Origin of the sequence: Roseicitreum antarcticum (genome assembly GCF_014681765.1) — a bacterium.
Classification (GTDB): domain Bacteria; phylum Pseudomonadota; class Alphaproteobacteria; order Rhodobacterales; family Rhodobacteraceae; genus Roseicitreum; species Roseicitreum antarcticum.
The window spans coordinates 2,258,116-2,279,889 of sequence record NZ_CP061498.1; the positions used below are offsets into that span (position 1 = coordinate 2,258,116).

Sequence of the window (21,774 nt, forward strand, 5' to 3'; positions counted from 1 at the left end):
GCGTGTTCGGGTCTGATCTGGATCAACCTCAGGGCGGCGCGTGTCGTCTAACCTGTGACCCGCCAGACCGATTCCAGACCGATGCCAGACCGATTCCGGCGAAAGTCGCCAAGGTCAGTTGCATCAAGACACGACAGGGGCGGGACGAATGATATGCAATTTTGCATGAAAACAATAAGGAACTGATCCATGTCTTTGGTTAATCTTGTCGTCACACTGGTCGTTGTCGGCGTGCTCTTGTGGTTGGTGAACACCTACATTCCGATGGACCGGAAGATCAAATCCATCCTGAATGCCGTCGTGGTGATCTTCGTCATCCTGTGGATTCTGACAGGAACCGGCGTGCTGAGTGGGCTGAATGGCATCAGAATCGGCAATTGATGCCGCAGGGCGCCTGTCCGGTCCGGTCACGCTGGCCACGCTCGCCGACAGCCGCACCGCGCTGAACACACTGGGCAGCGCGGCGCGGCTGGACCTGTCGCACGTGACCGAACTGGACACGGCGGGCGCGTGGCTGATCGCCCGGCACCTCGCCCGCGCGCAGGCCGAAGGCCGCAGCGTCAGCCTGGACGGGGCCAGTGCGGCGCAAACGCTCTTGCTGCAAAAGGTGACCGAGGCCCTGCCCCCCGCGCGCCGCCCCACCAAACGCCGCGTCCACCACGATGCGGGCGACGACCTGGAGCGCTTTGGCGCGGGCATCAGCGCCTACGGTGCCAGCCTGGGCGCCAGCATCGGCTTTTTCGGACAGGTCATCGCGGCCATGGGCCGGGTGGTGATACACCCCTCACGGCTGCGCGGCACCGCGCTGGTGCACCACATGCATCAGGCCGGGCTGAACGCCGTGCCGATCGTGGCGCTGATGGGGTTTCTGATCGGCATCGTGCTGGCCTTTCAGGGCGCCACACAGTTGCAGCAATTCGGGGCCGAAGTGTTTGTGGTGGACCTCATCGCCATTTCCATCCTGCGCGAACTGGGCATCTTGCTGACCGCGATCATCGTCGCCGGGCGCTCGGCCTCGGCCTTCACCGCCGCCATCGGCTCGATGAAAATGCGCGAAGAGATCGACGCCATGCGCGTCCTCGGCCTCGACCCCATCGACCTGCTGGTGCTGCCACGCATTCTGGCGCTGATATTCTTGCTGCCGGTGCTCGGCTTCATCGCCAATATGGCGGGCCTTTTGGGTGGCGGGCTGATGGCCTGGGTGGAACTGGGCATCTCGCCCGGGATGTTCCGCACGCAACTGCTGGCCAGCACCGATGTCTCCCACGCGCTGGTCGGCCTGTCGAAGGCGCCGGTGTTTGCACTTATCATCGGGATTGTTGGCTGCCATCAGGGGCTTCAGGTGCGGGGCAACACCGAATCGCTGGGCAACCAGACCTCGAAATCCGTGGTCATCGCGATCTTCATGGTGATCGTGGTGGATGCGCTGTTTTCCGTCTTTTTCGCCATCTGGGGGGTGTGATGCCGGACGATCCCATCATCAAGGTGCGCAACCTGACCAACCAGTTCGGCAAGACCGTGGTGCATCAAAACCTCGACCTCGACGTGATGCGCGGCGAGGTGCTGGGCGTCGTCGGCGCGTCGGGCAGCGGCAAATCCGTGCTTTTGCGCACCATCGTCGGCCTGCAAAAACCCAGCGTCGGGCAGATCACCGTCCTGGGCACCGATGTGCTGACCGCCGACCCCGCGCGCCTCAACGCCGTGGTCAACCGCTGGGGCGTCATGTTCCAGGACGGCGCGCTGTTTTCGTCGCTGACCGTGCGCGAGAATGTCGAGGCCCCGATGCGCGAACGCCTGAATGTCGATCCCGCCACCCGCACCGCGCTGGCCGACCTGCGCATCGCCATGGTGGGGCTGAAGCAATCGGCAGGCGACCTTTATCCGTCCGACCTGTCGGGCGGCATGCGCAAACGCGCGGGGCTGGCCCGCGCCCTGTCGATGGACCCCGAAATCCTGTTTCTGGACGAACCCACCGCGGGCCTCGATCCGATCGGGGCCTCGGATTTCGACGCGCTCATCAAGGCGCTGCAACAGGCGATGGGGCTGACGATCTTTCTTGTCACCCATGATCTGGACACGCTGCACGCCACCTGCGACCGTGTCGCGGTGCTGGCCGACCGCAAGGTGCTGGTGACCGGCACCATGGCGGAGTTGCGCCGCGTGGATCACCCATGGGTACATGACTACTTCAACGGCCCGCGCGCCCATGCCGCGCAGCCCGGCACCCCCCCGCCAAGCCAGAAGGATCTGACCTGATATGGAGACACGCGCCCGCTACATCCTCGTCGGGGTCTTCACCCTGCTGACCATGCTGGCCGCACTGGGCTTCATCCTTTGGCTGGCCAAGGTGCAGATCGACCGGACCTATGCACAATACGACATCGTGTTCGACACGGTGGCCGGGCTGGGTGACGCCAGCAACGTGCGCTACAACGGCGTCAGCGTGGGCAAGGTGCTGACCATCGAGCTGGACGCGGAAAACCCGGCGCTGGTCCGCGTCCGGATCGAGGTCGATGCCGAAACCCCGGTGCGCGAAGATACCGTGGCGCGCCTCGCCTCGCAGGGTGTGACGGGCGTGTCCTTCGTGGCGCTGGAGGGCGGGCGCACCGATGCCGAGCCTTTGCGCCCCCAGCCCCCCGCCGATGTGCCGGTGATCCGGGCCAAACCCTCGCTGGTGCAGGGCCTCATGTCCGACGCGCCCGACCTGCTGACCGAGGCGCTGTCGCTCATGCAAGATATCCGCGCCTTCACCACGCCCGAAAACCGCGCCGCCGTCGCCGACATCTTGCAAAACGTGAAGACCGCGACCGCCCGCATCGACCAGATTGCCGCACAGGCGGAATCGGTCATGGCCACCGCCGAGGTGACGCTGCAAACCGCCGATGCCACGCTGGCAGATGCCCGGACCGCGTTTGGCAGCGCCGACAGCGTGCTGACCGACGACATCCCCGCCCTGATCGCCGAGCTGCGGACCGCGGCGGGCGACATCCGCCAATCGGCGGCGGGGCTGCGCGACTTTTCCACCACCGGGCTGCCGCAGTTTCGCGCCGTGGCGGGGGATGCCCGCGCGCTGATCGCGAATATCTCTGCCCTCACCAACCGGATTGCAAGCGACCCCGGACGCTTCCTTCTGGGCAACCAGACCCCGTCATACAGGAATTGATGCCATGCCCCTCTGCCCCTCTGCCGTGATCCGCCCCGCCATTCTCAGCTTGTCGCTGGCGCTGCTGTCGGGCTGCGGCGCCGTCTCGGCGCTGTCAGAGGCCACGACCGAACTGGATGCCTACACCCTGTCCGCGCCCGCGCCAGACAGCCCGCCCGCCCCCGGGCGCGGCCATCTGGTGGTCGAGGCACCCTCGGCCCCGGGCGCGCTGGCCACCGACCGCATCTTGATCAAACCCCTGCGCTATCAGGCGCAATATCTGGAAAATGGCCGCTGGTCCGAACCCGCGCCCGCACAGGTCCAGACCCTGCTGGTCAGCGCCTTCCAGAACATGGGCGGCTTCCGGCTGGTGGGGCGCACCGGCGCAGGCCTGATGCCTGATTACACCCTGATGACCGATTTGCAGAGCTTTCAGGCCGAACCCTCAGGCAGCGACGCCGCCCCCATCACCGTGAAGATCAGCGCCATCATGACCCTGATCCGCGAGGACGACCGCCGCATCGCCGCCACCCGCCGGTTTGACGCCACGGCAACCGTGGCCTCCGACGATACCCGCGCCGTGGTCGCAGGCTTCGACGCCGCCATGCGCGACATGCTGCCCCAAATCGTCCGCTGGACCCAGTCCCAGACCCGCTGAAAGCGGGGCGGCGGGGCAACCGGGCGGCGCACCGCGCGCGCTCCGACGTTTTGATGCCACGCCACGCCAGTCGGGGCGGGGCGTGCGCCCTTGCACGCGCCAGGGGCGATCGTGTTGCGCATCGCAGCCCCCGCAACCCGGCACGGGCCCGGCCCCGTCACCGGCCCCGGCACCCGTTGACCGGGCGCCGGCAGCCGCGCACAAACGCAGGCCGCCATGGATTGCCGCGCGCGGGTCTCTGCCCCAGACCCCGCAAAACCCCCGCGCAGCGCCTGTATCCCCCAACCCTGTGGAACCAACCCGCGTCCACCGCGTTAATCCCCTGTAACGCCACGCGGCGGCGGGTTTTCCAATACCGCAGCCGCGCGGGATGATACCGCCTCAGCCCCAAGGGCAGGAGCGGATCATAGTCACGGTCGGCCCCGGTCGGCCCCAAAAAAGCAGGTGTGTAATGAATCAGATCATTTATATTATTGGCCTTGTCGTGGTTGTCCTCTTCGTCGTCAGCTATTTCGGCCTTGCCTGAGCGGGCCAAGGACCATGCAAGTCAGGGTCCAAGCAAGTTAGGGTCCAGGCAAGGTTCGGGCATGACAGGGAACGCGCGCAGCCGGGCTGTCGGCAGCGCCGTATCAAACCTGGTCCCCGCACCATTCTGGCCCTCATGACAGCGCCCGGCCCGTATCGGGACGGTGCCGCTGCATGGCCCCGCCGCGTCCCTCGGGCGGCGGGGCCATGGCCTTCACGAAGGCCTGCGCCGACGCCGCTTTCAGTCGTCGGAAACCACCATTTCCGCCAGAAACGCCAGGATCAGCGGTGCGACCACCTCGGGCGCTTCCTCATGCGCCAGATGGCCCAGCCCGGCCAGCCGGATGCAGCGCGCATTGCCCATCCGCGCCGCCGCCTGATCCGACGTATCGGGCGGCACCGCGCGGTCATTCTCGGCCGCGATAAACAGCGTCGGCGTATGGATATACGGCAGCGCCTCCAGCAGCGCATCCAGCCGCCAGCCCGCCATCATGCCCAGCGTGCCATCCACATGCCCCCGGTCGCGCACCAGCGCGCGATATAGCTCCAGCCCGCGCGCATCCAGCGTGCTGCCGGTGCCCGATATCAGGCTGCGCACACTCTGCCCCGATCCGGCGGTGCGCGCGAACAGCGCCGCACTCAGCGGGTTCAGCGCCAGCATCTTCGCCATGGCGGGAAACAACCACCCCGCCAGCCCGCGAAACTTGCCCAGCGCGCCGTTCAGCGCCACCACCGCGCGCGGGCCCCCGCCCTGCGCCATGCGCAAGGCCAGCGCAGCCCCCGCAGAATGGCCCACAATCGCCGCGACGTTCCAGCCCTGATCGGCCATGAGCGCGCCCAGATCCGCCGCCATCGCATCCAGCGACAGGCGCGACCGGCTGCCCGCGCGCGAAAATCCCTGCCCCGGCAGATCCACCGCCACCACGGTATATTGCCCCGCCAAAAGCGGCATCAGATCGCGCCAACTGTGCGTCGCCCCGCCCGCGCCATGCAGCAGCAAGACCACCGGCCCCGCGCCCATCACCTGCACATGCCAGCGATGCGGCGCACAGGCGACCATCCGGCTGTGGGCCGCATGGGGCCACTCGGCGGGCATCGCGGCGAAATCCATCACCCATCCCCCAGGACAGCACCGATCGCGCCGGACAACCGCGCGGCATTGGCACGCGGCAACGCCAGATAGGGCGCATCCATCAACCCGGCGAGCGCCTTCAGCCCCGCCTCGGGCCGTGGCCCCATGTCGATGATCAGCCCCGGAAACGCCTGCGCGCGCAAGGCCCGCGCCATGGTCTGCGCATCGCCGCCGGCCTGCACCCGGTCGGCGCGCCCGTCCAGCGCGATATTCGCCCGCCCGTCGGTCAGCACCAGAACCGTGGGCTGCATGCCGCGCCCGCGCGCCTGCACAGCCACCTGCATCGCCGCCTGAAGCCCTGCGGCCAACGGTGTGCCGCCACCGCCCGGCAGCCCGGCCAGCCGCCGCTTCGTCTGCACCAGCGACCGGGTGGGCGGCAACAATACCTCGGCCCCCGGCCCGCGAAACGCAATCAGCGCCACATGGTCGCGCCGCGCATAGGCTTCGGCCAGCATCAGCTCTACCGCGCCCTTCGCCTCGGCCAACCGTGTGAACGCGGCAGAGCCCGAGGCATCGACAGTGAAAATCAACAGCCGGTCGGATTTTTCCTCGAACTGCTTCACGCGCAGATCAGCGGGGCGGATATGCAGCAGCCGGTCCGGCGCACTGGCCCGGCGCAACGGCTGCCAGGGCGCAGCGGCGCGCAACGTCGCCACCAGGTCCAACCGCGCCTGCCCGTCCAGCCGCCCGGGGCGTGACGGTTTTGGCCGCCCGCGCCGGTTGCCCTTCTTTGCCGCCCCCGCCCCGCCGGATTTCGCAACCCGTGCCGCCTGCCCGGCGGCAAGGGTCGCCAGCAGGTCGGGCGGCAACAGGGCCTTCACGGCCTCCAGCAGCACCTCGGCGGGCAGGTCGGGCAACTTTTCCTGATCGCCCTCATCCGCAGGGCTTTCGTCAGGCGGGTCTGCGGGCTGTTCTGGCGGGTCCTCGGGCTGATCGTCCTCTTCGGGGGTTTCGGGCACCCGGGTCGCACGCGGCGTGAACACCAATTGCACCGCAGCGGCCAGATCATCCGGCCCCACCACCCTATTGCCCATCAGCGCCGCATGCGCCCGCGCCGCGCGCAGCGCCAGCAGCGGCGCGCGCAACGACGGGATGCCCAGTTGCACCGCCACCAGCGTCAGGTCTTCCACCGCCCCGTCGGGCAGCGCCACCCCGGCCAGCCGCGCGCGCGCCGCCGCATAATCATGCGCGGCCAGATCGCGGCTGGCGGCATGGCGCAGGTCGGTCAGGTCAATGTGAAACGCCAGCCGGTCGGCCAACGCGGGGGGCAACAGCTCGGCCTCTTCCGCGCCTTCGTCGAGCGCCGTCAGACAATGCCCAACGCCCGAATCCAACGCCAGAGCCAGCCGCGCGGCCAGCCCCGGCGGGCTGCGTTCCGCCATCGGCAGCACCAGCGCCGAGGGTTGCGCAAAGATCCCCGCCTGCATCACCACGCGCCCTTCGGCCAGTGTCGCGGTCAGATCAACCCCGCCAAACAGCGCGTCATCGCCCATGTTGGCGGCCAGCCGCCGCTGCGGCAGCGCCACCCGCGCCAGCCCGGCCAGCGCCCGGTCGCGCAGCGGGCTGGCCCGCGCGCGCAGCCACAGCCCGCCCAGACCGCCGGGATCAATCGACAGAAGCGTCAGCGCCAGATCCAGCCGCGCCCAGATACCGCCCGGATCGGTTGCCGCCGACGTTTCAGTTGCTTCAGGCACCAAACACCTCATCCAGCACACGCGCCACGCGGGTACCCGACCCCGCATCATCCAGCGGATCGCGCCGCAGCCGGTGGCGCAGCGCCATGGGGGCCACGCGGCGCAGATGGTCGCGCGTCACCGCCCCGGCCCCATCAAACGCCGCGAGGGCGCGCGCCGAGCGCAGCAGCGTCAACTCGCCCCGCAACCCGTCCGAGCCCAGCGCGATGCACAATTCCGCACAATCACGCAGCGTCTGATCGTCCGAGGCAACCAATGGCAACGCCACCCGCGCCGCCAGAATCCGGTCGCGCAAATCCGCGTCCTGCCCCTGCCAATGCGCCATGAAGACCGCGTTATCGTTCTCATAGGCATCGCGGCGGCGGATCACCTCGACCCGCGTATCAATATCGTTGGGCGACACCACATCGACCGACAGGCCAAAACGGTCCAGAAGCTGCGGGCGCAACTCGCCCTCTTCCGGGTTGCCGGACCCCACCAGCACGAACCGCGCGGCATGGCGGATCGACAACCCCTCGCGCTCGACGACATTGACGCCGGATTGCGCCACATCAAGCAACAGATCAACGATATGATCCTCCAGCAGGTTGACCTCATCAATATACAGATAGCCCCGGTTTGCCCGGGCCAGCAGCCCCGCCTCGAACGCCTTTTCGCCGCGTGTCAGCGCGCGTTCGATGTCCAGCGCGCCCACAACGCGGTCTTCGGTCGCGCCCAGCGGCAGGTCGATCACCGGCGTGGGCTTTGTCACCATGCCTTCGCCCGGCGTCACCCAATCGGGGCAATCCGCAAGCCGGGCAGAGTTTACGGGGCAGCCCGCAACCGCCTCGATCGGAGGCAACAGCGCCGCCAGGGCCCGCACTGCCGTCGATTTCCCCGTGCCCCGGTCGCCAAACACCAGCACGCCGCCGATGCCCGGATCAATCGCGGTCAGCAGCATCACCTGCTTCATTTCTTCCTGTCCAACGATGGCAGAAAAGGGAAAAGGGATCATTGCGTCGTGCCTTTCACGTATTGGATATGCAAGTCATTCGCGGTGCAGCGTCTCGTTCAGTTCCAGAGGTCTTAGCGCGTTCAGCGGGCTTGTCTGCCCCCAGTTGCCCGCTTCGCCCAGAATGCGAAACCGGGCATAAAGCTCTTCCGAAAACCAGTCGCCAGCCCGCACCGCCGCGATCGCGCGGGCATGCGGGCCGTCGGTCCGCGCAAAGGCTGCCATGCTGGCCGTGTCGGGCCAGATCGAGAATGTGACCTGATGCAGCAGCGGCACCTCGCCAATGCCGATCTTGAACGCCACATTCGCATCCGCCCCGATCACGCGCGAAATATCGGGCACCCGGTTCCAGAACCGCAGCGCGCGGCTTGGCCGCACCGTGGCCCGCGTCAGCGCGGCCAGCGGGCCGGGCGCAGGATCGGCCGAGACCACGAACGGCACCCGTCCGCCCCACTGGCCCCGCACCGAAGTCGCCGCCATGAACAGCGTCCAGTCCTGCGCGGCATGCGCCCGGTAGCGCCGGTAGGTCACCGCCCCCGCCACCCGTTCGCGCGCCACCTCCAACGATGGCCACGTTGCCAGAATCGCATAGACGCCGGTGTTGGGCAGCGGCGTGAACCCCTCGCCCGTGCCGGTGCCGCACAGTTTCCACACGCCGATATCGGGCGTGTTCGGCAGGCTTAACCGCGCGAAGCCCATCTGCGCAAACGCCCAGATCCGCGCGAAACCCCCGTCAAACCGGAAAAAACTGAGGCTCACAACCTCCACGCCGACACCTCTCGTTATGTGTCAATAAAATCTTACATAATCCCCGGAACTAGGAAAGTTTACTGGACGCAAAGTCAAGTCATCCCTATCATAGGTGTAAATCAAGATTGACATAAAGGCCAGTGCGCATGATCCATCCAACCCCTCCCCATGCCGACACCCGGCCAAAAGCCATTGTTGTCGGCGCGGGCATCGGCGGGCTGGCGGCAGCGATGCGGCTGGGCGCGAAAGGCTACGCCGTCACCGTGCTGGACCGGCTGGATCTGCCGGGCGGGCGCGGCTCATCCGTCACGCAACACGGCCACCGGTTCGACCTTGGGCCCACCATCGTCACCGTGCCGCAAACCCTGCGCGAACTCTGGGCCGTCTGCGGGCGCGACTTTGACGCGGACATCGACCTGCGCCCGCTGGACCCGTTCTATGAGATCCGCTGGCCCGATGGCAGCAACCTCCACGTCAACGGCGACAGCGAATTCATGCGCGCGGGGGTCGCCCGCCTGTCGCCGGATGACCTCAAGGGCTACGCGCAATTCGTCAAGGATGCCGAGGCGCGCTACAGCTTCGGCTTTGAACAACTGGGCCGCCGCCCGATGCACAAGCTCTGGGATCTGGTGAAGGTCCTGCCCAAATTCGCCATGCTGCGCGCCGACCGTTCGGTCTATGCCCACGCCGCCCGCCTTGTGCGCGACGACCGGTTGCGCATGGCGCTGTCCTTCCATCCGCTGTTCATCGGCGGCGACCCCTGCCATGTCACCTCGATCTACGCGCTCGTGGCACATCTGGAGAAACAATTCGGCGTGCATTACGCCATGGGCGGCGTGCAGGCCATCGCGCAGGCCATGGCGCGCATTGTCCGCGAACAGGGCGGAACCTTGCAGATGGGCGCCGAGGTCGATGCGATCAGCACCGAAGGTGGCCGCGCCACCGGCGTGCGCTTGACCGACGGCACGCATTATCCCGCCGATATCGTCATCTCGAACGCCGATGCGGGCCACACCTATACGCGCCTGCTGCGCCACCACAAACGCCGCCGCTGGACCGATGCGAAGGTCAAACGCCAGCGCTGGTCCTCGGGCCTTTATGTCTGGTACTTCGGCACCAGGGGCACGCGCGAAAAATGGGCTGATGTGGGCCACCACACCATCGCCAGCGGCCCGCGCTACACCGGCCTTTTGCGTGACATCTTCATCAACGGCAAATTGTCCGATGACATGAGCCTTTATATCCACCGCCCCACGGTCACCGACCCCACCGCCGCGCCTGCGGGCGATGACACCTTCTATGTCCTGTCGGTCGTGCCGCACCTGGGGCACAAGAATCCGGTCGACTGGGCCGCGCAATCCGATGCCTACCGCGCCAAAATGGCGAAAATCGTCGACGGCATGATGCCCGGCTTTGCCGACCACATCACCACCGAAATGGTCCTGACACCGGCGGACTTCCGCACCCGCTACCTGTCGCCCAACGGTGCAGGCTTCTCGCTGGAACCGCGCATCCTGCAATCGGCATGGTTCCGCCCGCATAACGTGTCCGAGGAATTGCCCGGCCTCTACCTTGTCGGCGCGGGCACGCACCCGGGCGCGGGCCTGCCCGGCGTGATTTCCACCGCCGAGGTGCTGGGCAAACTGATCCCCGACGCCACGCCCGTCGCCACCCCTGCCCCCTTTGCACAGGCTGCCGAATGATCGACCCTGCCGACCTGACCCATTGCGAAGAAGCCATCCGCACCGGATCGCTTTCCTTCCACGCCGCATCGAAACTGCTGCCCGGCAATGTGCGCGACCCGGCGCTGGCGCTTTATGCCTTCTGCCGCCTTGCCGATGACGCGGTGGACCTGAACACGGAAAAATCCGCCGCCGTCCTGTCGCTGCGCGACCGGCTGGACCTTGCCTATGCGGGTCGCCCGCGCAACGCCCCCGCCGACCGCGCCTTTGCCGCGATTGTCGAAGATTTCGACATGCCCCGCGCCTTGCCTGAGGCGCTGCTGGAAGGTCTGGCATGGGACGCGATGGAACGGCGCTATGACAGCCTGTCCGACCTGCTGGATTATGCCGCCCGTGTCGCCGCAACCGTAGGCGCGATGATGTGCGTGCTGATGCGCGCCCGCGATGCCGACACGCTGGCGCGCGCCTGCGATCTGGGTCTCGCCATGCAACTGACCAACATCGCCCGTGACATCGGCGAGGATGCGCAGGCGGGCCGGATCTACCTGCCGCTGGACTGGATGGACGAATTCGGCGTCAATCCTGCCGCCTTCCTTGCGGACCCGCAGCCCACCCCGGCCGTGCGCCGCATGACAAAGCGTCTGCTGTCGCATGCCACGCGGCTTTACCTGCGTGCCGGTCCCGGCATCACCGCGCTGCCGCTGTCATGCCGCCCCGGTATCCAGTCGGCGCAGCTGATCTATGCCGCCATCGGGCAGGACATCGCGCGCGCGGGCTATGACAGCGTGACCCGCCGCGCCCGCACCACCGGTGGCACCAAACTGTGGGCGGTGGCAAAGGCCCTCAGCCTGACCGGCGCAGGCATGGTCATGCCGCGTTCCGCCGTTCTCTTCGCCCCCCCCTCGCCCGAGGTGCGCTTTCTGGTCGATGCCGCCGCGAAAACCGCCCCGGTGCATCAGCAACGCCCCGCCGGGCTGCTGGCCACCCTGCGACAGCTCGAAGCGAAGGATCGCAGCCGCCGGGGCTTGATTGTTCAGTCGGAGCCGCCCATAACCTAGTTTATGGATTGGACATTGTTTGCCATCTTCTTCGCGGCCAGTATTGCAGCGGCGTCAACCGGCGCGTTGTTTGAGCCTGGCGCATGGTACAAGGGCCTGGACAAGCCGCGCTGGACCCCGCCGAACTGGTTGTTCCCCGTGGTCTGGACCGTGCTTTACATCGCCATGGCCGTTGCCGCCGCGCGCATCGCCGTGACCGATGCCGCGCCCATGGCCATGGCTTTCTACACGTTGCAACTGGTGCTGAACACACTGTGGACGCCGGTGTTCTTCGGCCTGCGGCGGCTGGGGGGCGGCATGTTGGTCATCAGCGGCCTGTGGCTTGCCGTGGCGGCCACCACCGTCACCTTCTGGCAGATCGACACGGTCGCGGGCCTGTTGCTGGCCCCCTATCTGCTGTGGGCCAGCATCGCCGGTGCGCTGAACTTCTCGGTCTGGCGGCGCAACCCCGGCGCGGGCGGGAAACCGGCACAATAACGCGGACCGGGTGCGCCTCAGGTTACTGAAACGATACGCCGCCCCTGCGCCGCAAACCCATTCAAATGGAACCGCAAGCATTCGCCGTGCCCGCTGCGACCAGCGCCCCGGCATGCCCTCGGCAATAGCCCCGGCGATGGCGGGCGCAGGGTAAACCGCTCCCCCGAATCCCCAAAATCCGGCACCGCATTCCCCGGCACCCCAAAAACCCGAAAATCCCCTCGCTGACGCGCCCGGACCCTTAACAGCCCCCGACCCCGGCGCGCGTATGTATCAAAGCCATACTGTTTCCATACCATTTCCAGACGCCGTATTTTCCACCCGGACAACCATTAATTCCTCAATGAAAAAAGGCGGATACACCCTTGGTGATCCGCCTTTTTCCATCAAATTTTCAGCGAAAATCAGCCCCCGGCTGGCGTCGCCTCAACTTCCGGGCTGACGCTGACCAGATAGGCCCAGATGTCGGCAGCCTCACCGCGCAGGCGGTGGTTCATGTTGCTGCGGACCGAGCTGTCGCCGGTATATTCGCGCAGGAACTCGGTCTGGTTGGCAAGGTAGACGGTGAAATCTTCCTCATTCCATTCCAGACCCATCTCGCCGGCGGCAACCATCCCATCGGAATAATTGCGGAATTCCGCGTCGGTCCCCGCCTGACGGCCCGGGACGCCCCAAAGGTTCGGCCCGATGCGCCCAAGGCGCTGGATCACGGTGCCGTCATCGGCAACGATCCCGTGGCAGCTTGCGCATTGGCGAAACCCACGCTCGCCCTCGGCAGCATCCTGCGCCATTCCAGCACCGCCGAACAACGGCGTGGCAATCATCGCAGCGATGCCGAAAAATTTCGTGTGTGTCATTTCAGTCCTCCACAACCGGGCGAAGCTCGGCCTATTACCTGTTGCGTGCCCCTGCTGCTTCAGGGACAGGAAAACCAATGCATGTGCACTGATTCACTTGTTTAGTGTAGCGCTATACGGGCCCGAGGCAAGCCAGCCCTTAAGCCACCGCACGCGACAGGGCGCATTGGCTCCACAACTGGCCCAATGCCTGCGCCAGATGCTCGATGTCGGCATCCGAATGCAACGGCCCAGGCGTCAGGCGCAGCCGTTCCGTGCCCTTGGGCACTGTGGGGTAATTGATCGGCTGCACATAAATTCCGTATGTATCCATAAGGATATCGGAAATCATCCGGCATTTTACCGGGTCGCCGATCATCACCGGAATGATGTGGCTGGGGTTGTCCAGATGCGGAATGCCAAGGCGATCCAGCCGCGCCCGCAACTTGGCGACCTGCGCACGCTGGCGCAAACGCTCGACATTGCTGGTTTTCAGGTGCCGGATCGACGTGGTCGCCGCCGCCGCCACCGCGGGCGGCAACGCCGTGGTAAAGATGAAACCACTGGCAAAAGACCGGATAAAATCGCACATCGCCGCCGATCCGGTGACATATCCGCCCATCACACCAAAGGCTTTGCCCAGCGTCCCTTCGATCAGCGTGATCCGATCCGCCAGCCCTTCGCGTTCAGAAACACCACCGCCGCGCGGCCCGTACAGACCCACGCCATGCACCTCATCAAGGTAGGTCATGGCGCCATGCGCCTCGGCCACCTCGACGATTTCTTTCATCGGACAGATGTCGCCATCCATGGAATAGACTGATTCAAAAGCAACAATTTTCGGCCGGTCAGGATCGAGCTGCGCCAGTTTGCGGTTCAGATCCTCAGGATCGTTGTGCTTCCAGATCACTTTGTCGGCGCGGGACTGGCGCATGCCCTCGATCATCGAGGCGTGGTTCAGCGCGTCCGACAAGATCACCGCATTCGGCAAACGCGACCCCAAAGTCGAAAGCGCCGCCCAGTTCGAAACATAACCGCTGGTGAACAGCAGTGCTGATTCCTTGCCGTGCAGATCGGCCAGTTCGGCCTCCAGCGCGACATGGTGCCGATTGGTGCCCGAGATATTGCGCGTCCCCCCGGCGCCCGCACCACATGTATCGATCGCGTCTTTCATTGCAGTGGTCACGGCGCTGTTCTGCCCCATGCCCAGATAATCGTTGGAGCACCAGACGGTCACTTCCGGCGCGCCGTCGCCATGATTGACCGCGCGCGGAAATTGGCCGCAGGTACGCTCCAACTCAGCAAAAACACGATAGTTGCCGTCATGCTTGAGCGCGTCGAGCTGGGCGTTGAAAAGGGCGTCAAAGTCCATGGGTTTCCTCACTTATCCTAGGCTTTTGTTGGGCCTTGGGTGCGGGCAGCATCCAACGCCAGAGTTTGTCGTCCGGTAATGGCAGCACCATCAACCAGTGTTCGAGGGCGGCCAGCGCCGTCAGCGCCGCCAGCAGGGCAAAGCCCACGGTTTCCGCCGGGCCCGCGCCGATCAGACGCTCTACCCAACAGGCTGCGGCAAAGGTCAGCACGCTGACTGACACCGGAAAAACCCAGTTCAGCCGCGCAATGCGGAAGTGGCTGGACAGGTGACGCAGCGGGTCGGGCAGGAAATCCACGTTGATCTTCGGCACGCCGTAAAACAGGTTCAGCTTGGCCGAGATGCGGGCAAAGAACAGCACGGCGAAGGTGTAGAAACCAAACGGGTTGGCTACCCCATCCGACCAGAACCACAGGCCCAGAAGCAGGGCGATCAACAGCATCTCATGGTAGGCAATGGTGCCCCAGGCGCGCAAAAAACGTTCCCATTCCGGGACGTTACGCGCCGCTGGGATAGGGGCGGGGCCCGTGATGACCCCGGCCAGGAATGCCAGTTCCACCCAGCCCCAGATTGCCAGCGCCGACAGAAACGCAAGGTAGACGCCGATAACGCTGGCATCTCCCATGGTCACATCAAACCCCCACAGGCCCACCAGCAGCACTGGCAGGCCCAGCAGCACTGATCGCACATGCGCGCCCCTCCCCTCGCGGTCGGAAAACTTGACCACGCACAGGATCACGCCGGTGGAAAACCACCAGATGAACAGCGCAAAAAGCGCGGCTGCCCACCCCGCGGCCATCAGTAAGACGGCTCCATCCGGGGATCAGCGGGCGGCGTGTGGTGCTTGACCGGCATCAGGTAGAGCGAGGCGAAGGCAAGCCCGGCCCGCGTTCCCGCGCTGATCCGTCCCAGCATCCCACCGATACCGCCACGTGCCCTGGCATGGGCCATGTCGTTGCTGGCATGGCGCAGACGGGTCACGCCGCGTTCCCAGCGCGGGTTTTGCAGATCAATGGTGATCGGGAAAATCTGGCGGCTGATGTCGGATGTCTTTTGCAAGACTTCGCGGTCATACCAGTCGATGTCGATCCCCAGCGCCTTGTGGAACGCCGGGCGCGCATGGTCGCGGATGCACATGACGCTGAACACCGCGACAAGGAAGAACCGGATCCACAGCTTGTTGACGAAACCATTGGTCAGCTTGGGGTCGGTCTTCATCAACAGGGCGAAGGCCTCGCCATGGCTGAATTCGTCGTTGCACCATTTCTCGAACCACTTGAAGATCGGGTGGATGCGGTGTTCGGGGTGTTTTTCCAGATGCCGGTAGATCGTGATATACCGGGCATAGCCGATCTTTTCCGACAGATAGGTGGCGTAATAGATGAATTTCGGGCGGAAATAGGTGTATTTCTTCGCCTTCGTCAGGAAGCCTAGGTTCACCGCGATGCCCGCTTCGCGCAGGGCGTCATTGATGAAACCGGCGTGGCGCGCCTCATCCCGGGCCATGTAATTGAACAGCTCGCAGATGTCGGGGTTGTTGCCGCGCCGCTTCATTTCCTTGTAAAGCACGCAGCCCGAAAACTCGGCCGTCAGCGAGGATACCAGGAAATCTGTCAGCTCTTTCTTCAGTTCCGGCTCCATCCCGTCCCAGTCGACCGGGTCCCAGGTTTCGTCTTTCTTGAAGTGCGTCTTGTTGGGATCGGCCTTCATTTTGGCCAGCATCTCATCCCATTCGGCGCGCACCGGCGTTACATCGATCCGGTCCATCTCGTCGAAATCAGTGGTGTAGAATCGCGGGTCCAACAATGTTGTGGTCGCGGCGCGCTGGGTAGATTCGCTGATGTCGCGTTTCGCGGGTTCGCGTACGGCTGTCGCCTCGAGTGCGGGGGACTGGACATTCATAGGGTCACCTCTTCCGAGAACGAGAATTCGCAAAGCTCCATCACCTCGAAATCGCCGGTCAGGCGGGTCCAGGTGCGTTCCATCAGGCTGGCGCGCACGATGGTGGCAGTCCGGTCCTCCACGACCAGTTCGCCATATCCGGCCAGCACGGGCGCGCCATGCACCAGAACTTCATCTCCGGGGTGTACAATCGCCCCATTATTAAAGCGGACATGCGCGTGCAGACTCTCGAAGCGATGCGACACCTCAACCGTGCAGGGCGCGGTCTCCTTGTCTTTGAAAAACAATCCCATGGCTGTTCCCTTTTTTATGATTCAGGTCACGGGGCGACCATGTGAGCGATTTAACACTGAATCAGGGGGATGTGTCAACTTAAATGGACAGTTTTCAGCTCTGTAAATAAGATCAGACAGTCGGGACTGTTACACCCCCGGGCGGGTAGCCGCCGCAACGAAAACGCGCCCCGGAAAGGGGCGCGTGAATGCCGGTATGGGGCGGTGGGGCGTCAGCCCTCAACGGTCGGCGGCGGCAGGTCCAGCAGGTTGAAAAAGACCCGGTAGTTATCGACACCAAAGCCCATCAGCTCGGCCCGCCAGCCGGTGTAATCATCGCGCAGCGCAAGGCGGCTGTCTTCGAACAGCACCAGCCGGATCGGCGCGTCGGCGGGCACATTGGCCTGCATGCGGGTGCGCAGCATGACACGGTAAATACCCGCGACAAAGCCGCCCTTGTCATTGCCCAGATCGGCCAGCAGCGTGCCGTCCATGTCATGCACCTGCGCGGCCCCGGACATGGAGCCGTTCAGCACGATCAGCCGGTCGGCCACCACAGGCGTGGCGGTGTCATCGGCCAGGGCCACCAGCGGACGGTCGGTCAGCCGTGCATAGGTCACAATGATAAGGACGCATACAACCAGCGCGAACATGGCGCGGACCAGCAGGGTCGGGATCATCTCGCGGTCACGTTTGCGCAGCGCCTCGTGGTCAAGCGCGCGTTGTTGGGTTGCTGATACCATGGCTGATTACTCCGCTGCGACGATGGTGGGGGAAGGGTCGGTAACCCGTGCGACCTGCGGCTGAAACACCTCGGCCTCGGCGGCCTCACTCAGCAGCTTCGCGACATTGGCAGCACCCGGGATGCAGCGCAGCGCGGGTTCGGTATGGCGCATCCGCCACGGGCGGACATGCGGCCATGTGTTGATGTAGGAAAACCGCGTCTCGCCCGTCGTGGTCAGGGCAATCGTGCCGGTGCCGCCGCGCCGCAGGTCCAGACTGGCGTCCGAGATCCACTTGTAGGGCAGGTTCAGCGTGATGGTCAGCGCCGCGCCGATCCGCATGGCAACCCGGCGGTTGGTGATGGTATAAACCGTTGCCTTCGCCTGAATGATGGCGATCAGCATCAAGATCAGACAGCACGCAGCGCCCATCACCAGGAACGGCGAGGCGACGCGCACCGCATCCCAAACCGGCATGAATTCGGCCGCGACAATCGCGCGCCATGCGGCGAACGCCACGAAATACCCCGCGACCCAGTACAGGCTCAGCGCTTCGACGGCCAGCCGCCACCAACTGGGCGCGCCTTGCCACAGAATTTCTTCGCCCAGCGGCGGGCGTTCGGGCAATCCCCGGACAGGTTCAAAAGCGAAATCATCGTGTGGCATGGTTCCCTACCTTTTTGGTATCGGCTGGGGCGGGCAGGGTTTATCCCCGCCCCGCCCGTCGGTTGCAGGCGTCAGCCCAGTTGCGGCTCAAACCGGTCCTTGCTGGCGTAAAGTTTGCCGCCGGCGTAGTAGCCACAGATCTTGTCTTCTTCCAGTTTCGAGATCTGGCCCGGCTGCGCGATCTGCGGCACACCGGAAAACTGCGCGGCATAGATCGAATGGATCTTCACCCGGTCCTTCAGAATTCGCACCAACTGGATCGGCACCAGACGGGTGCCGCCGCCGTGCTCGGCATCCAGTGTGAATTCCAGATAGCGGACCATCTGTTCGGGTTCATCGATCCACATCTCCGAGATCGTGCCCACGACTTCCATATCGCCCGCCTGCACCGGCAGGCCGCGCGGGTCGCGCCCGGCAGAAACCTTGAAGCTTTCCAGTTTCGCCATGGGCTGGATCTTCGGATGGCCCTTGTGGTCCAGCTCGGGCACATCTTTGCGCGGCGCCCAGGAAGCGGGGCCAACACCGTCCAGCATCGGATCGCCCGTGGGTTCCAGCGGGTGGCCGAAGCCTGCGACACGTTCCAGCGCGACAGTGCGGTTTTCCTTCTCATAGTTCGGGACCGTCAGCGTGCCCTGATTGTTCGGCAAGATGAAGGTTTTCGGCTCCCGCATGGGCAGGAAGGCGCTCTCGGTCCCGCCGTCCTCATTCTCCAGTGGATAGCCTTCGCGCATGTTTTCGGTCTGCAGGTAGTAGATCAGCAGCGCGAAGAACGCCCAGAACAGCCAGATCGACAGCGACGCAAGGTCGAAATGTCCAAAAATAGTGCCGTACATCTTCAGGTCCTCCAAAAGGGGTCAGCTGGGCAGTTCGGCCAGCCCGAACCTCGCCTTGCCTTGTTGTTGTTGAAAGGGGTCACGCCGCACCAGCTTCACCAGCGGGCCAAGCACGACAAGCGTCAGGAACAGCAATCCGATCTCCATATGATAGACGACCGAATAGCCGGTGGCGGCATCGTTCAGCGCGACGCCCAGATTGCCCGCCAGCGCATTGGCATTCACCACGTCGCGCACCGCGCCACCGATGAAGATCGACAGCCCCGACGCCGTGGCCTGCGCAGCCCCCCAGGCACCCAGCGCCAGCCCGCGCCCGGCCAGACCCTTCGCGGGCATCGACATCGCCGCCATCAGCGTCGCGACGGAAAAGAGGCCGCCACCAAAGCCGATCAGCACCGCGCCGGTAAAGAACATCGCCACCCAGTCCAGCGGTGCGGCGAAAATCACGCAACAAAATGCCGCGATCCCGGCCAGAATGCCGCGCGATGCCATGCGGTAGGGGTTGATGCCGCGTGCCAGCCAATGCGCGGCCAGCCCGAACCCCGCCAGCGCACCGGAAGCCCATGCCGCCGTCAGCAGCGTCGTGCCCGCGACAGGCAGGCCCAGCACCTCGGCCCCGTAGGGTTCCAGCAGCACGTCTTGCATGTTGAAGGCCATGGCACCCAGAAACACCACCAGCAGCAACCGGCCCGCCTGCCCGCCCGTGATATAATCGTTCCACGCATCACGGAAAAGCGGGCGCGGCGCGGCGCGTTCCTCGGCACTCATCGGCGCAACGCTTTCCTGTTTCCACAGCGCGGTGACGTTCAGCACCGCGGTCAGCACAGCCGCCCCCTGCACCACCTGTATCAGCTTCAGCGGGGTGAAATCGCGCAACAAGTAGCCTATGATCAGCGACGACACGCCAACCCCGATCAGGAACATGACATACAGCAGCGCCACGACCCGGGGCCGCGTCTCATCCGTCGCGCGGTCAGATGCCAGCGCCAGACCGGCGGTCTGCGTCATATGCAGGCCCAGCCCCGTCATGATGAAGGCAAGTGCTGCCAAGACCTCGCCCGCGAAGGGGATGTCATAGGTATTGTCGCCCGACAGCACCAGCAGGGCAAAGGGCATGCAGGCCAGCCCGCCGAACTGCCACAACGTGCCGAACCACAGGAAGGGTATACGCTTCCACCCGATAGCCGACCGATAGGTGTCGGATTTGAAGCCCAGCATCGCGCGGAACGGCGCGATCAGCACCGGAAGCGCGATCATCGCCGCGACGATCACCGCCGCCACGCTGAGCTCGACAATCATCACCCGGTTCAGCGTGCCCAGCAACAACACCGACGCCATACCCACCGACACCTGAAACAACGACAGCCGCAACAGCGCCGACAGCGGGAAATCCGCGCTGGCCGCATCTGAAAACGGCAGCATCTTCAGGCTGAGTTGCATCAGAATGGGGCGACGGCGCGGTGTCATGGGCGCATTTCCATTGCTTGCGAGATGTAGAAACCCCGGTTGACCCGTGCCACGCGCGACAGCGACGCGGCCGACCCGGCGGCACGCAGGGCGGCCGCGATGGTGGCGTCGGAATGGGGGATGATCTGTGGTGAGCGGTCCGAACGCGGGAACGCCTTGCCCGCGCCCCACATCATCGACAACAGCACGGTGCGCGGCGCGATGGTGAAGACCACCGACTGCGACGTGCGCAGGGCAAGCCCCGCCAGCGCGCGGCCAATATCCGCCGCCTCATAATGGATCAGGCTGTCCATCGCCACGATGTAGTCGAACGCGCCATGGTCCGCGTCCAGCATGTCACCCGCGCAAAAGGTAATGCGGGGGCGCAGTGCGTCAGGCGTGCGGCGCGTGGCAACCTCCAGCAGTGCGGGCGAGATATCCACGCCCAGCACATCGGCCCCGCGTTCGGCCAGCGCGACCGACATCGGCCCGGCCCCACAACCCGCGTCCAGCACCCGCGCGCCGCGCAGATCATCGGGCAATTGCGCCAGAATCGCGGCACGCATGGTATCGCGGCCTTCGCGCACCGTCTGACGGATGCGGGACACCGGCGCATCAGAAGTAAGACGCTCCCACGTCTTGGCGGCGGTGCTGTCGAAATAGGTCTGCATCCGCGTGCGGGTTGAAACGTAGCTGTCCATCAATCGAATCCCAGCATCTCGAAGATGTCGCGGTCTTCCATGGGTTTGGGGGCCATCGGGTCGGTCCCGGCCCAAAGGGTCTGCGCCAGCCGGATGTATTCCTTCTGCGCCTGTATCACGTCCTCATCGGTGCCCATCTCGAACAAGGTCTTTTTTTTCAGGCGCGAGCGGCGGATGCAGTCCAGGTCCTGCATATGCGCCAGCCGTTTGAAGCCGACACGGTCGCAATAGCGGTCCACCTCATCGGTGTCCTTGCTGCGGTTGGCGACGCATCCGGCCAGCCGCACCTTGTAGTTTTTCGACTTCGCCTCAACGGCGGCAATGATACGGTTCATCGCATAGATGCTGTCGAAATCATTCGCGGTAACGATCAGCGCGCGGTCGGCATGTTGCAGGGGGGCGGCGAACCCGCCGCAAACCACATCGCCCAGTACGTCAAACAGCACAACATCAGTGTCTTCCAGCAGGTGGTGTTGCTTTAGCAGTTTGACCGTCTGGCCCACGACATAACCGCCGCAGCCGGTGCCTGCGGGCGGGCCGCCTGCCTCAACGCATTTCACGCCGTTGAAGCCTTCATAGACGAAATCTTCAGGGCGCAGTTCCTCGGCGTGGAAATCCACATCCTTCAGCGTGTCGATGACCGTGGGCACAAGGCGGCCGGTCAGCGTGAAGGTGCTGTCATGTTTGGGGTCGCATCCGATCTGCAACACCCGCTTGCCCATCATCGAAAATGCCGCTGAAAGGTTCGACGAGGTGGTGGATTTGCCGATGCCGCCCTTGCCATAGACAGCAAAGACCATCGCGCCGTCAATCTTCAGGCTGGCGTCTTGATGCACCTGCACCGAGCCTTCGCCATCCTGTCCGCGCAGGTTCGGGATATCGCGATCGAGTGGGCTCATGAGAGCCTCCTTTCAT

The 21,774-nt window shown here is 64.9% G+C and carries 23 protein-coding genes; 8 read left to right on the top strand and 15 right to left on the bottom strand.

Translation table 11 applies throughout. The features are described from left to right. The first annotated feature begins 189 nt into the window (after nucleotides 1-189). From H9529_RS10850 to H9529_RS10870, 5 genes are read left to right on the top strand one after another with little or no spacing between them, the layout of a single operon-like run. Nucleotides 190-381: a Thivi_2564 family membrane protein gene (locus tag H9529_RS10850; protein ID WP_092884186.1), complete on the top strand. Its 192-nt coding sequence runs from the start codon at nucleotides 190-192 to the stop codon at nucleotides 379-381. Beyond that, nucleotides 359-1,462, top strand: coding sequence for an ABC transporter permease (locus tag H9529_RS10855; protein WP_092884188.1), 1,104 nt, complete (start codon nucleotides 359-361; stop codon nucleotides 1,460-1,462). Before H9529_RS10850 ends, H9529_RS10855 begins: the two co-directional genes overlap by 23 nt. Next, nucleotides 1,462-2,256: an ABC transporter ATP-binding protein gene (locus H9529_RS10860; RefSeq protein ID WP_092884190.1), complete on the top strand. Its 795-nt coding sequence runs from the start codon at nucleotides 1,462-1,464 to the stop codon at nucleotides 2,254-2,256. The genes H9529_RS10855 and H9529_RS10860 overlap by 1 nt, the downstream gene beginning before the upstream one ends. Nucleotide 2,257: 1 nt before the next feature. After that, nucleotides 2,258-3,163, top strand: a complete 906-nt coding sequence (locus tag H9529_RS10865; RefSeq protein ID WP_092884192.1) for an MlaD family protein — start codon at nucleotides 2,258-2,260, stop codon at nucleotides 3,161-3,163. Nucleotides 3,164-3,167: 4 nt separating this feature from the next. Continuing rightward, nucleotides 3,168-3,800 carry an ABC-type transport auxiliary lipoprotein family protein gene (locus tag H9529_RS10870; protein ID WP_092884194.1) on the top strand — a complete coding sequence of 211 codons (633 nt, stop codon included), beginning with the start codon at nucleotides 3,168-3,170 and terminating at the stop codon, nucleotides 3,798-3,800. Between the two features lie 766 nt (nucleotides 3,801-4,566). On the opposite strand, the gene bchO is transcribed toward H9529_RS10870, so the two are convergent. The 4 genes from bchO to crtA are packed head-to-tail and all read right to left on the bottom strand — an operon-like array spanning nucleotide 4,567 to nucleotide 8,910. Beyond that, entirely contained in the window at nucleotides 4,567-5,436 is an 870-nt protein-coding gene (bchO, locus tag H9529_RS10875) for an alpha/beta fold hydrolase BchO (protein ID WP_092884196.1), read from the bottom strand. Continuing rightward, nucleotides 5,436-7,151, bottom strand: a complete 1,716-nt coding sequence (locus tag H9529_RS10880) for a magnesium chelatase subunit D (protein WP_223814140.1) — start codon at nucleotides 7,149-7,151, stop codon at nucleotides 5,436-5,438. Before H9529_RS10880 ends, bchO begins: the two co-directional genes overlap by 1 nt. Further along, entirely contained in the window at nucleotides 7,144-8,145 is a 1,002-nt protein-coding gene (gene bchI / locus H9529_RS10885; protein ID WP_092884200.1) for a magnesium chelatase ATPase subunit I, read from the bottom strand. Before bchI ends, H9529_RS10880 begins: the two co-directional genes overlap by 8 nt. Nucleotides 8,146-8,178: 33 nt before the next feature. Then, nucleotides 8,179-8,910, bottom strand: a complete 732-nt coding sequence (gene crtA / locus H9529_RS10890) for a spheroidene monooxygenase (protein WP_092884202.1) — start codon at nucleotides 8,908-8,910, stop codon at nucleotides 8,179-8,181. Between the two features lie 128 nt (nucleotides 8,911-9,038). Here crtA and crtI point away from each other — a divergent pair, with 128 nt between their 5' ends. Genes crtI through tspO form a run of 3 tightly spaced genes read left to right on the top strand, consistent with a single transcriptional unit; the run spans nucleotide 9,039 to nucleotide 12,109 of the window. Further along, nucleotides 9,039-10,595 carry a phytoene desaturase family protein gene (gene crtI / locus H9529_RS10895; RefSeq protein ID WP_092884203.1) on the top strand — a complete coding sequence of 519 codons (1,557 nt, stop codon included), beginning with the start codon at nucleotides 9,039-9,041 and terminating at the stop codon, nucleotides 10,593-10,595. Further along, nucleotides 10,592-11,632 (top strand): 15-cis-phytoene synthase, encoded by a 1,041-nt coding sequence (crtB, locus tag H9529_RS10900; protein ID WP_092884205.1) that lies wholly within the window; start codon nucleotides 10,592-10,594, stop codon nucleotides 11,630-11,632. Before crtI ends, crtB begins: the two co-directional genes overlap by 4 nt. Before the next feature lie 3 nt (nucleotides 11,633-11,635). Next, complete coding sequence (gene tspO, locus H9529_RS10905) at nucleotides 11,636-12,109, top strand: tryptophan-rich sensory protein TspO (protein ID WP_092884207.1); 474 nt, start codon at nucleotides 11,636-11,638, stop codon at nucleotides 12,107-12,109. Between the two features lie 404 nt (nucleotides 12,110-12,513). On the opposite strand, the gene H9529_RS10910 is transcribed toward tspO, so the two are convergent. The 11 genes from H9529_RS10910 to bchL form a co-directional block, all read right to left on the bottom strand. Further along, entirely contained in the window at nucleotides 12,514-12,966 is a 453-nt protein-coding gene (locus tag H9529_RS10910; RefSeq protein WP_223814141.1) for a c-type cytochrome, read from the bottom strand. Between the two features lie 139 nt (nucleotides 12,967-13,105). Continuing rightward, the gene (gene hemA, locus H9529_RS10915) at nucleotides 13,106-14,317 is read right to left on the bottom strand and encodes a 5-aminolevulinate synthase (protein WP_092884209.1); all 1,212 of its coding nucleotides are present in this window, start codon (nucleotides 14,315-14,317) and stop codon (nucleotides 13,106-13,108) included. Continuing rightward, nucleotides 14,307-15,116, bottom strand: a complete 810-nt coding sequence (puhE, locus tag H9529_RS10920; RefSeq protein WP_092884211.1) for a putative photosynthetic complex assembly protein PuhE — start codon at nucleotides 15,114-15,116, stop codon at nucleotides 14,307-14,309. Before puhE ends, hemA begins: the two co-directional genes overlap by 11 nt. Next, the gene (acsF, locus tag H9529_RS10925) at nucleotides 15,116-16,219 is read right to left on the bottom strand and encodes a magnesium-protoporphyrin IX monomethyl ester (oxidative) cyclase (protein WP_092884213.1); all 1,104 of its coding nucleotides are present in this window, start codon (nucleotides 16,217-16,219) and stop codon (nucleotides 15,116-15,118) included. The genes puhE and acsF overlap by 1 nt, the downstream gene beginning before the upstream one ends. Further along, nucleotides 16,216-16,512: a hypothetical protein gene (locus tag H9529_RS10930; protein ID WP_092884215.1), complete on the bottom strand. Its 297-nt coding sequence runs from the start codon at nucleotides 16,510-16,512 to the stop codon at nucleotides 16,216-16,218. The genes acsF and H9529_RS10930 overlap by 4 nt, the downstream gene beginning before the upstream one ends. Before the next feature lie 212 nt (nucleotides 16,513-16,724). Beyond that, nucleotides 16,725-17,234: a photosynthetic complex assembly protein PuhC gene (gene puhC, locus H9529_RS10935; RefSeq protein ID WP_092884217.1), complete on the bottom strand. Its 510-nt coding sequence runs from the start codon at nucleotides 17,232-17,234 to the stop codon at nucleotides 16,725-16,727. Between the two features lie 6 nt (nucleotides 17,235-17,240). Then, a complete protein-coding gene (puhB, locus tag H9529_RS10940) occupies nucleotides 17,241-17,879 on the bottom strand; it encodes a photosynthetic complex putative assembly protein PuhB (protein ID WP_092884219.1) in 639 nt (212 codons plus the stop codon). Nucleotides 17,880-17,950: 71 nt separating this feature from the next. Continuing rightward, nucleotides 17,951-18,712 carry a photosynthetic reaction center subunit H gene (puhA, locus tag H9529_RS10945; protein WP_092884221.1) on the bottom strand — a complete coding sequence of 254 codons (762 nt, stop codon included), beginning with the start codon at nucleotides 18,710-18,712 and terminating at the stop codon, nucleotides 17,951-17,953. Nucleotides 18,713-18,733: 21 nt separating this feature from the next. Next, nucleotides 18,734-20,179, bottom strand: a complete 1,446-nt coding sequence (locus H9529_RS10950; RefSeq protein ID WP_092884223.1) for a PucC family protein — start codon at nucleotides 20,177-20,179, stop codon at nucleotides 18,734-18,736. Further along, a complete protein-coding gene (gene bchM / locus H9529_RS10955; protein ID WP_092884225.1) occupies nucleotides 20,176-20,859 on the bottom strand; it encodes a magnesium protoporphyrin IX methyltransferase in 684 nt (227 codons plus the stop codon). Before bchM ends, H9529_RS10950 begins: the two co-directional genes overlap by 4 nt. Next, a complete protein-coding gene (gene bchL, locus H9529_RS10960; protein ID WP_092884227.1) occupies nucleotides 20,859-21,758 on the bottom strand; it encodes a ferredoxin:protochlorophyllide reductase (ATP-dependent) iron-sulfur ATP-binding protein in 900 nt (299 codons plus the stop codon). The genes bchM and bchL overlap by 1 nt, the downstream gene beginning before the upstream one ends. Nucleotides 21,759-21,774: the final 16 nt, after the last annotated feature.